The organism is Nostoc sp. KVJ20 (assembly GCF_001712795.1).
Taxonomy (GTDB): domain Bacteria; phylum Cyanobacteriota; class Cyanobacteriia; order Cyanobacteriales; family Nostocaceae; genus Nostoc.
In genome coordinates, this window is record NZ_KV757791.1 from 1 (window position 1) to 8,832 (window position 8,832).

Annotated in this window: 7 protein-coding genes; 6 read left to right on the forward strand and 1 reads right to left on the reverse strand. The window is 42.1% G+C overall.

Annotated elements, in window-relative coordinates; all coding sequences use genetic code 11:
• Positions 1 to 624: 624 nt before the first annotated feature.
• On the reverse strand, positions 625 to 1,908 hold the full coding sequence (locus A4S05_RS37180; protein WP_069074761.1) for an ankyrin repeat domain-containing protein: 1,284 nt from the start codon (positions 1,906 to 1,908) through the stop codon (positions 625 to 627).
• A 478-nt stretch (positions 1,909 to 2,386) separates the two neighbouring features.
• On the opposite strand from A4S05_RS37180, the gene A4S05_RS37185 reads away from it, so the two are divergent.
• The 6 genes from A4S05_RS37185 to A4S05_RS37210 all read left to right on the forward strand — a co-directional run.
• Positions 2,387 to 2,857 carry a DUF4079 domain-containing protein gene (locus tag A4S05_RS37185; protein WP_084227405.1) on the forward strand — a complete coding sequence of 157 codons (471 nt, stop codon included), beginning with the start codon at positions 2,387 to 2,389 and terminating at the stop codon, positions 2,855 to 2,857.
• Positions 2,858 to 3,017: 160 nt separating this feature from the next.
• The gene (locus tag A4S05_RS37190; RefSeq protein WP_069074763.1) at positions 3,018 to 3,323 is read left to right on the forward strand and encodes a small RNA NsiR4-regulated ssr1528 family protein; all 306 of its coding nucleotides are present in this window, start codon (positions 3,018 to 3,020) and stop codon (positions 3,321 to 3,323) included.
• A gap of 326 nt (positions 3,324 to 3,649) precedes the next feature.
• Positions 3,650 to 4,612, forward strand: coding sequence for an aldo/keto reductase (locus A4S05_RS37195; protein WP_069074764.1), 963 nt, complete (start codon positions 3,650 to 3,652; stop codon positions 4,610 to 4,612).
• Between the two features lie 286 nt (positions 4,613 to 4,898).
• Positions 4,899 to 5,345: a hypothetical protein gene (locus tag A4S05_RS37200; RefSeq protein WP_069074765.1), complete on the forward strand. Its 447-nt coding sequence runs from the start codon at positions 4,899 to 4,901 to the stop codon at positions 5,343 to 5,345.
• A 604-nt stretch (positions 5,346 to 5,949) separates the two neighbouring features.
• A complete protein-coding gene (gene dxs, locus A4S05_RS37205) occupies positions 5,950 to 7,857 on the forward strand; it encodes a 1-deoxy-D-xylulose-5-phosphate synthase (protein ID WP_069074766.1) in 1,908 nt (635 codons plus the stop codon).
• A gap of 357 nt (positions 7,858 to 8,214) precedes the next feature.
• The coding region (locus tag A4S05_RS37210) for a calcium-binding protein (protein ID WP_176727220.1) at positions 8,215 to 8,832 on the forward strand (618 nt) is incomplete at its 3' end.

Below are 8,832 nucleotides of genomic sequence, written 5' to 3' on the forward strand. Positions count from 1 at the left end.
CAATTAGTCCAAACTCAAGTTACTCAAGCTGGACTACTTATTGAAAGTCATCAGCCATTTTTGCTTGGTCAAGTCATGGGTCAAGTCATGAATAAAATTATGGTGGCTGAGGATTCACCACAGTAATTTTACTAAATTTAATTTTTTATTTATTTTTCTTTGATTTTCCGTAACTATTGCCCAAATTGTTGCATATCAACCTTTTTTGGCAAATTGTTTGTATTCAGCCTTTTGGATAATACACAAAAAATGATCGTTAGAATACTTTTCTGCTCAAGCAAAAACTATATATTTTGCACATCTAGCACAGTAGGAAACGTCAAGGGAGAGAGCAGGTAAAAAGTAAAAGGTACAGGGTAAAAAGTAAAAGGTAAATTTACTTCTTCATTTTTGCTTTCTTTCTATCCTTGTGACGCAAGCATTTAGCCTGCTCCCTCTTGGCGTTTTAATTTTTCTTTTCTCCGCCGTAGCAAGTTCACAACAGCTACGACGGGGTTTTGCTTTCTTTGTTTCTTAGGTCTAGACTTGGTTGTTTTAAACTTCCTTGGTATTTAAGTAATTAACCTTCATTTAATGATTTGTCAAGATATTTCTGAAAATATTTTAGATGAAGAATTCAGATGGCTATTCTTGTGCCCCAGCTTTTTGCAGACTCCGCACTACATTCTTATAACCATTAAATTCTGCAATCATTAAAGCAGTATAACCACCCCGGTTTTTCAAATTCATATCTGCCCCAGCTTGGAGTAATAACTGCACAATTTCGCCATAACCTGCTGAGGCAGCCCACATCAATGATGTTGCCCTCGCTGAGTCTTGAAAATTCACATCTGCCCCCTTTGCCAGCAGCAAATGTATAATCTCTGTGTGTTTGCGTTCGGTTGCCTTGATCAAAGCAGTTTTGCCATCGTCCCCCACAGTGTTGGCATCAGCACCATGCTTTAGTAACACTTTGACTGTTTGGGTGTGTCCTTGTGATGCAGCCAATGTCAAAGGTAATTCACCAAGATTTTTCCCATTAATATCTCCGCCAGAATGCAGCAATGTCTCGACAATTTGGCTATGTCCCTGTAATGCTGCTACAAGCAGTGGTGTATCACCCAGGTGGTTCCTAATTTGGACATTTGCATTCCTGTTAAGTAAGACTTGCACGACATCAATGTAGCCTTCCACAACAGCAAGATGTAGGGCAGTTTCACCATCTTGGTCTTGGAGATTAATTTCGGCACCTCGATCCAGTAAAGCTGCTGCGATCGCACTGTGTCCAGCAGCGGCGGCGGCCGATAGGGCAGTTCCACCATCAGGATTTTTCACATTCACATCAGCCCCCGCTGCTAGCAGTGCTTCCACAATTTCCAGATGTCCTAAGTCTGCCGCTAGCATTAAGAGTGTTTCACCCTCCTCATCTTGGATGTTGACATCAACACCAGTTTGGAGAATTGCTTCTAGAACTTCTATTTTTCCCTGCTTAACGGCGATTTTCAATGCAGTATCATTATCTTGATCTGCGATATTTACCTTTGCACCAGCAGCCAATAAAACTCGCACTACATCTACATAACCTTTGAGGACTGCTGCCATTAAAGCTGTGCTGCCATCTTCATTTGTGGCATTGACATCAGCATCTCTAGATAGTAAAAGTTGCACAATGTCAAGCTGTTTAGCACTAGCCGCCAACATCAAAGCTGTCAAACCATAGAGTTTTCTGGGCAAGTCGATATTTGCCCCAGCATCTAGCAGCGATCGCACAATTTCTGTGTAGCCTAAATTGGCAGCAAACATTAACGCCGTCGTACCTTGGCGATCGCCCGCGTCCACCCTTGCACCAGCAGTCAGTACCCTACGCAACCCCTTAATATCGCCGCTTTTAGCAGCTTTTAACAGCAAAGTATCGTTATTTTCAGTCATGGATGAGATCCCATACAGGGGATTTTGTTCGTCTACCCTCAAAATTTAGTCTGAGATTGTTTATCCACTTTGGCAAGAGGGTTATGCAATTAAAAATTAAAAATTAAAAATTAAAAATTAAGAAATGCAGTCTTGGCAAGCATTCTATCTATTGACTGGATGCAAATTAAGGCTAAGAGAGGCTTCACTCCTGTCTTCTCTCCTCATCTCTTAGTCTCTTTTTATCGAACAGAATTCAGTAGTCAGGAGTCAGAATTCAGACTTAATTCTGACCGAAAAAGCGGATGTCAGAGCGTTAGCGACGCAGGAGCGTCTGAATCCCCGACTGATAGCGTTGCGGAAAGCGAGTCTACGAGCCTCCTGAATTCTGACTCCTGAATTCTGACTTCTGAATTCTTCTTCAATTTGTGCAACTTTAAGCACAGAAAATAGAGTTATGCTAATTTTTATGAAGATTTAAGAATTAGGCGAGAACACCATGAATCTGGAACTTTCTGCATCGGTAAAATATTGGCTGAACTTCTTCCATCCGGTGCTGATGTGGGCGCTATTAGTACTCTCAATTTATGCCGCCTATTTGGGGCTGCAATTACAGCGTACCAGAAATGCTCAGGGGGAAGAAAAGAAAGAACTGATTAAAGGTAGATATAACGTCAGACACTACCAAATCGGTTCTATACTCCTAGCTTTGATGGTGGCAGGTGCGATCGGCGGGATGGCCGTCACTTACATCAATAACGGTAAGTTATTTGTGCAGCCTCACCTGTTAGCAGGATTAGGTATGACAGGTTTAATTGCATTTTCTGCTGCTTTGTCTCCTTATATGCAAAAAGGAGCAAATTGGGCGCGTGCAACTCATATTTTAATAAATTTCACGCTTTTGGGACTTTTTGCTTGGCAGGCTGTGACTGGGGTGCAAATTGTCCAAAGAATTCTCACTAAAGCATAGGTAAGTCGGAATCATATCAAGCCTAGTACGTGGCGAGTGGCGATCGCCACGTTAAAACAGTAATGGACCACGGTTTATCAGGAGAGGCAGAGGGCAGTAGGCAGCTTTGGTGTCAGCAAGGCTGGTAAAATCTACCCATAGCGAAGAGGAGAAAATTATCATGCCTACCGAAACTAACTCAGGGAATCAAACCACTACAGGTGCCGATGCTATTGATGAAGCGATCGCACAGGGAATTGATTTTGATGGTTCTCCCATCCCGCCTGCCAAGCTAGAACTTTATGGTAAAGTCATGGCGCTAGAAGGCAATAGACAGCGTAGTGGTGTATCTAATACTATGCGATCGCGCATTGTGCGAATTGGTGCAAAACACATTCCTCAAGCAGAACTCGACCAACTACTTGTAGATGCTGGCTTCGCACCCCTAAAAGAGAAAGAAATTGCCTTTTTCTATAGTGGAAAATAAATGTTGGTTGATGTTTTACAACAATTTTCATTTATTTGAACCAAATATGTTGTAGGGGCACAGCAATGCTGTGCCCTCAATACTGTTCGGTTAAGGCAAGAGACGCGATGAATCACAGGCAAGAGACGCGATGAATCGCCGTCTCTACAATAATCTCAATTCTTTACCTCACAAATCCTAAATTGCCATCGGTATTTTGGCCTCTTGAGTCTTTTCCTGATTGGATCAAAAAGTGTCTCTTCAGCAAGATATTATTAACTTTTCCTTGTGTTTCAATTAGCACAGCTATATGTACTTAAGTAATAGCTGATAGACTTGGAGAATACATGTCAGGAAGTATGCCAAATTTAGAAATGCCATACCGAGTTCTCGGCAATACGGGAGAAAAAGTTTCCGCTATTGGATTGGGTGGTTGGCACATCGGCTTGAAGCACATTGATGAACAACTGGCTATCCGCATTGTTAGAACAGCCATTGATCGTGGCATCAACTTTATGGATAACAGTTGGGATTACAACGGTGGAGTCAGTGAGATTCGCATGGGAAAAGCGCTGCGCGATCGCTATCGAGACAAAGCGTTCCTGATGACGAAAATCGACGGTCGTTCTAAGAAAGAAGCAACAAGACAGCTAGACGAATCACTTCAACGTCTGCAAGTTGATTACATCGATCTTGTGCAGCACCATGAAATTATTCGATACGAAGATCCCCATCGAATCTTTGACAAAGAAGGAGCGAATGCTGCCTTAATTGAGGCGCGGGAAGCTGGCAAACTCCGATACATCGGCTTTACTGGGCACAAAGATCCCCATATTCATCTGCATACACTGGAAGTTGCAGCTACTTATGGCTTTAAATTTGATACAGTGCAGATGCCGCTAAATGTGATGGATGCTCACTACCGAAGCTTTGCAAAACTAGTTCTACCAGAACTGGTTAAACAAAACATTGGTGTTCTGGGGATGAAAAGCTTGGCGAACGGTATTCTTTTGCGGTCAAACACTGTAACGCCAATTGAATGTTTACACTATGCTTTGAATCTGCCTACATCGGTTGTGATTACCGGAATTGACAGTATGGAGATTTTAGAGCAAGCCTTTGAAGCAGTGCGGACGTTCCAGCCAATGAATGACGAACAGGTGCGATCGCTCTTAGCAAAAACAGCAGAAGTGGCATCAAGCGGCGAGTTTGAACCTTTCAAAACCTCATCAATTTTCGACAGCACTGCCCAAAATCCAGATTGGCTGGGAGAGGAGCCACAGCGCATCCAGCAATTGATGCCAGCGTGATGCTTCAGCAGGCAGCCGAAAAGTCGCTGCTACACAGGCAAAATACACCTGCATGGGTTTGAAATTCTTGATTTTACATTAGTCTATGCCGGTGGATTTTGCTTTTGTAGTAGTGAATCCCATCCGCCAATAATTGTCAAAAATCTTCCAAGCTTAAAATTCAATCTATCAAAATAGTGAATTCATCTAATAACTAATGACGCTAGAACCTCTATCTAAGGATCGATATGGCTAATAAGCTAAATGAAGTAAAAATAGTATACTACATCACATGAGATTGTATTGTATGAAATCAAATTATGTTGCAAAACAGCTTTCCACGGTAAAACGCTGGATGGCCACAACACTGTTTTGTATGTTAGCGATCGCTTTTGTTTGGCAAGGTGCATTTTTCTCGAACACTTCAGCAATGGCTGATCCCGCTGCAACCCTGATTGCATCGTCAGATGCAGGCGATCGCGCTCAAGAAAAAGCCAGTAAAGATGCTGGACGAACCAAAAATTTCATCGAAGATACGGCAGATAAAGTTAAGCAAGCTGCCAAGAGCAATGCCAATAAAGTTGACCAAGCAACAGACAATGGTAGTTTTGTTGAGCGCAAAGCCAAGAAAGATGCGGCTACAATTCAGAAAAGAGCAGACGAAGATGCCGCTCGGACTAAAAAAGCAGTAGACGACACTAAGAATGTTGTTGAACGTACTGTAGACAGCATCAAGGATGCTTTTGGTCAATAGAGAATAGATATAGATATAGCAATCCTATTGGATTTGTGAAAATCGAAAACCTCAGATTTCCGATTTCTTAGAGAAGTCGGAAATCTTGCTGTTTAAGCTAAATAAATACCGAAGTTATATCAAACTAGCAAGTATTTTTACATACGTTATCACTGCGTCCGTATGAACTAGCGATCGCTGAGAAAATTAACTGCTATCACTGAAGAAGAGAAGAAACAATTGTTAAATATTTATCAGGAATTATCCTAGATAGATAGTTAAAAATAAAATATTTAACTTTCTTTTTTACTAACTTTAAAGGTTAAGATTTAAGAATCCGCTTAGGATATTTCCGCAAATTGCTTCTGAAAAACTTGTTTTTCTATACGTGCTACAGGCTACTTTTAAGTAGTATTGCTTATTGACAAATGTGTTGTAGCTTTAATTGATTGCAACCTCACTTGACGAATTGTTAATGGGTAACAAATTTTTCACCATTATCAATTACGAAGTTATACTTTCCACTACAACTTAGTAACAATGTAAGAGTTTGATTCTGTGGACAACCCGACCGTGGGAAAATCAAAATACCGAGACTAGAAGTTAGAGAGGAAAACCCTATAATATGCATCTGAGCGAAATCACCCATCCTAATCAGTTGCACGGTTTATCTGTTCGCCAACTGCAACAGATTGCCCGTCAGATTCGAGATAAGCATCTCCAAACGGTAGCGGTTAATGGTGGACACTTGGGGCCAGGATTGGGTGTTGTCGAATTAACACTAGGACTTTACCAAACACTGGACTTAGATCGGGATAAAGTGATTTGGGATGTAGGACACCAGGCTTATCCCCACAAACTGCTTACAGGACGTTACGATAGCTTTCACACCCTCAGACAAAAAGACGGAGTTGCAGGTTATCTCAAACGCGGTGAAAACAAGTTTGACCACTTTGGGGCTGGACACGCTTCTACAAGTATTTCAGCGGCATTAGGTATGGCTTTGGCGCGAGACTTGAAAGGCGAAAAGTTTAAAGCCGTTGCTGTTATTGGCGATGGGGCGCTGACTGGGGGCATGGCTTTAGAGGCCATCAACCATGCTGGACACATGCCGAAAACTAACTTGTTGGTTGTTCTCAACGACAACGACATGTCTATATCTCGCAACGTTGGCGCAATTCCCCGCTATCTCAACAAAATGCGTCTCAGCCAACCGGTGCAATTTATTAAAGATAATCTTGAGGAACAATTTAAGCAAATTCCCTTTGTGGGTGAATCCCTGTCTCCCGAACTCGGACGCATCAAGGAAGGTATGAAGCGCTTGGCTGTTCCCAAGGTAGGTGCAGTTTTTGAAGAACTCGGCTTTACCTACATTGGGCCAGTAGATGGTCATAATCTCGAAGAATTGATTGCCACATTCCAACAGGCACATCAGATACAAGGCCCAGTTTTGGTACATGTAGCAACAATCAAGGGCAAAGGCTATGAAATTGCTGAACTAGATCAAGTTGGCTACCACGCCCAAAGCCCCTTCAACGTAGCAACTGGCAAAGCCATTCCTTCCAATAAACCCAAACCCCCGGCTTATGCCAAAGTCTTTTCTCACACTCTGGTAAAACTTGCCGAACAAAACCCAAAAATCGTCGGCATTACTGCGGCGATGGCAACGGGAACAGGCTTAGATAAACTTCAGGCCAAATTGCCCAATCAATATGTTGATGTCGGCATTGCTGAACAACATGCAATCACCCTAGCAGCAGGACTTGCAACCGAAGGAATGCGCCCCGTTGCGGCTATTTATTCCACCTTCCTGCAACGTGCTTACGATCAGATAATTCATGATGTCTGCATCCAAAACCTGCCAGTGTTCTTCTGCTTGGATCGGGCAGGAATTGTCGGATCTGATGGCCCCACCCACCAAGGTATGTATGACATTGCTTATCTGCGTTGCATTCCCAACATAGCAATCATGGCACCCAAAGACGAAGCAGAACTGCAACGCATGGTAGTAACTGGTGTTAATCATACCAGTGGCCCCATCGCCATGCGCTATCCGCGTGGCAATGGCTACGGCGTTCCCCTGATGGAAGAAGGTTGGGAACCTTTGGAAATAGGCAAAGGCGAAATTCTGCGTACAGGCGATGACGTGTTAATCGTCGCTTATGGCACAATGGTTTATCCAGGAATGCAAGCCGCTGAAATTCTCAGCGAACACGGCATTGAAGCAACTGTAATTAATGCCCGTTTCGTTAAGCCTCTGGATACCGAGTTGATTTTGCCTTTAGCGAAGAAAATCGGCCGGGTTGTCACCTTAGAGGAAGGCTGCGTGATGGGTGGCTTTGGTAGTGCGATCGCTGAAGCCTTAATGGATGCAGAGATTCTAGTTCCTGTGAAGCGATTCGGTGTACCAGATGTGTTAGTAGATCATGCTGAACCCAATGAATCTAAAACAGAACTAGGTTTAACTAGCCATCAAATAGCAGAGAGAGTTTTGCAAGCTTTCTTTAAACAGCAAGTATCTGCTGTGGTTTAGCTAATTCTTTGTAGAATAAATCGCCCATACTTGTTACTCAGGTGTGGGCGATTCCCTTTTGAAAACGACAAGTTTAATATCCGTAATATAATGTTTGGTTAAATCTTAATCAATTACCGAAAACTATCAGGTATTAAATAATTACTTAAATTAATTTTTATCGCTTTATTATCTGTATACTTAATCTAGTTAATTACTACGATTCTTATACCATCAATTCACTAGCAATATCAATTTAGTGGCTAGCGATCGCTTTCTAGTTTTCATGGGTTAAACAACTTAAGTTTAACCCCCTATTTTGTCGTGGTCTTTTTCAACAATCAAACCGAATTCCAATATTCAAAGGACTGTAAAAGTATGGCTATTGTAGGAACAAACAATAACGATAATTTAGTCGGCACTTCTGGAAATGATACGATTCAAGGCTTAAACGGTAATGATAGCCTTTCTGGACTAGGTGGAAACGATCGATTATCAGGTGGTGAAGGAAACGATACCTTGTATGGCGGTGCAGGAAAAGACCAATTTGTCTTAGAGAACTTTAGTGGTTCTGGTTTTGTTCAAGACTTAGATATCGTCACTGATTTTAAGAAAGGAGAAGACAAAATTGACCTGAGTACCATCGGCATCAGTGACTTCAATACTCTGTCACTTCTGTTAAGTGATAACACAGTTGGTAACGCCATCATTACTACAAGATATCGCCTTGCCGATGGCGATTATTATTATCGACTTCAAATCAACGGCATTAGCAAAAGCCAATTACAAGCTAGTGATTTCATTTTCAAGAGTGCAGTTGTAAATGACACCATCACAGGAACTTTTTTAAATGATGATTTGTTTGGTGGTTTCGGTAACGATACCCTTCTTGGTGATGATGGAAATGACAGTTTGTTTGGCGAACAAGGAGATGACAGATTATCAGGTGGTGAAGGAAACGATACCTTGTATGGCGGTGCAGGAAAAGACCAATTT